Annotated in this window: 2 protein-coding genes and 1 pseudogene; all 3 read right to left on the minus strand. The window is 59.6% G+C overall.

The window, feature by feature from the left end:
- Window positions 1–134: 134 nt before the first annotated feature.
- On the minus strand, window positions 135–1,043 hold the full coding sequence (locus ACO1BU_RS36980; RefSeq protein ID WP_424140845.1) for a hypothetical protein: 909 nt from the start codon (window positions 1,041–1,043) through the stop codon (window positions 135–137).
- A gap of 45 nt (window positions 1,044–1,088) precedes the next feature.
- On the minus strand, window positions 1,089–1,346 hold the full coding sequence (locus ACO1BU_RS36985) for a hypothetical protein (RefSeq protein WP_424140846.1): 258 nt from the start codon (window positions 1,344–1,346) through the stop codon (window positions 1,089–1,091).
- 64 nt (window positions 1,347–1,410) lie between these two features.
- Window positions 1,411–1,756: pseudogene (locus tag ACO1BU_RS36990) on the minus strand (IS5/IS1182 family transposase); the annotation flags it as partial.
- Window positions 1,757–2,245: the final 489 nt, after the last annotated feature.

Genomic DNA, 2,245 nt, shown 5'->3' on the forward strand with positions numbered 1-2,245 from the left:
TGGCCGCATCCTCGGCCAGGAGAGCAGTTAGGAAAGCGGGGCCGTCCATCCCATCACGGCCGCACCTCACTGCACAGCCATTACCAGATCGAGTTTCTACTTGCATTCATGAGGGCATCCACACACGAGGGGTCTCACAATGGAGAGCCAAAAGGCTTGCGTCCCACCATGGAAAGAAACGCCATGGCGCATCTGAAGGACGCAAGTTTTAGAACGCCGTTCGAGGAAAGCCTGTTCATCTGTTTCCAATGAAGCGTGAGAAACAGTTGGTCAAGGGTGCGGAAAACGTCCTTTATTGTGTCATCGAATAATGGAGCGACCGTCCGGAACGCGGCCGAACGTCGAAAACGGCGATAGGCCCAGGAATGCGCTTCGAAATCCCACCCGGGGATGGCTCGCCCTTTCGCGTTTTTCGAAGGTAAAGGCTGACGATTCGGCGAGGCATGAATTCCGTGCACCGGCCGAAACCAAACTTTGTCCTGAATCGGATAGTTTTTTCGCTCGCAGAGTATCCGTAGCAACATCTCGTCGTTAAGTCTCTGTGTGTCGAGGTCCGAAACGTCGGGGACGGGATAATAAGCCTTGAAATAAGAAAAATGCAGGCCCGACATACGACTGCGGTCGGTAAATCGGACAGAATTTGAGTAAGGCAGGCCTGTGTGCTGCATAAAGCGGAGATGTCGTGCCAGGATATCTCGCTCAAGCACAATAATGTCCACGTCGCCGATATAGACAAACTCGGCGCTCGAGGTTGGCGTCACCAAAAAACGAATGCTGTTCGGAAGAGTTTTGCCTTTGAGAAGTGCATGATCCACTCGCGATATACGAAAACGCTCACCTCCGAACAGCTCGGACATTGCGTCTAGAGCTAGCTTAAAGCGTTTCGTGAAGGCAGGCACATCATCCACAAAGATCTCAACGACTGAGTTATCTACATGCGATAGGACGCTCAAAATATAGGAGATGGCGAAGCTCTCGTACCGGTAATTTGCATAAGTCAGGAAAAGGACGGTCCTCGGGACGCTTGCTGGATTTTCAACCATACATGATCCTATCAACTCTGTTGCGTTCAGCGGACTGAATTTATGCTAACTGTCCGGTTGTGAAGCATCCTTGACGCGTTCTGCGATGAGGCGTGCGCGGGCGATGTCGTCTAGCCCGGCACGGCCTTCAGGCATCGCAGGTTTGGGGCGGGCGACCTTGCGCCGGGCTTTGAGGCGTTCCCTGACCACCTGGTCGGGTGTCCTGCCATCGAGGACGCGCTGCCAGCGGGCATTGTAGGCGGCGTTGAAGCCTCGGAGCAGCCGCTCGAGCTGGGCATGGAACCAGATCGTGACGTTCAGCACCTCGCTTCCGACCCGCCCGTCAAACCTCTCCACCATGCTGTTTGGTCGGCCTTGAATAACCGCGTCAGGACGCCCGGACTGTAACTGGATGACGGCCCGGCTGGGCGATTGCGTGAATGAGGCTGGCGAGGAGAGCGAGCAGAAGGGCCCTCAGGTGGGCGAGGATCTTGCGGATGTTGTGCCCGCAGCCGCAGAGCACGGCAAAGATGGCATCGCCAAGGGTGCCCTTGAGGGCGCAGCGGGCGAGACGGCCATTGGTCTTATGTGGCCGATCTCGGGCTCGATGGCGCTGCGTCGCCGGAGGAGCCTGGCTAGGCGGGCGTGAGGCCGCGGCGTGTGCCGCTGATGAGCACCCTGGTGCCATGGGCGCCATGGCCGCGGTAGCCGCGATCGGCCACGGCGAGGCTGGGAAGTTACCCGGTCAGGGGTTCAGATGCGGCAAGAGGTGGGTCACCACGAAGGCGAGGGCATCAAGGGCGAAGTGGGTGGCCCGGCGCAGGGCGCAGACGGTGGCGCGCTCCTCGTCCGTTGCCTTCCAGGGCAGCTATGGGCCGGGCCGAGTGGTCGAGGCAGTCCGAAGGTCCTCGCTTGCGCCACTTGCGGAGGTTCTCGCTGCTCACCCCGAAGCGTCGGGCGAGAACCGCCCGAGGGCTCGGAGGAACGGGCGATCTCGGCCCGGCGGCGGGGGTGGTGCGGGCGTTGGGGTGGATCTGGAGCAGGGCTCACCTCCCTCCCGGCCGGGCGTCCTTCAGGCGCCCCAAGCGATATACATAGTCGGCCTTGAATAACTTGTTTAGGCTCGCTGGCGCAGGATCAGGTAGTGGTCTTGTGCGGTGTGGGCCTGGCTGAGGCTGGCGAGGATGGCGGCCAAGAGAACCCTGAGGTGGGCGAGGATCTTG

The sequence above is a fragment of the Roseomonas chloroacetimidivorans genome (assembly GCF_049629625.1).
GTDB classification, from domain to species: Bacteria; Pseudomonadota; Alphaproteobacteria; order Acetobacterales; family Acetobacteraceae; genus Roseomonas; species Roseomonas chloroacetimidivorans.

What these genes read in the sequence shown, in the direction of transcription:
- ACO1BU_RS36980 (WP_424140845.1), bottom strand. Translation starts at nt 1,043, where the DNA reads ATGGTTGAAAATCCAGCAAGCGTCCCGAGGACCGTCCTTTTCCTGACT.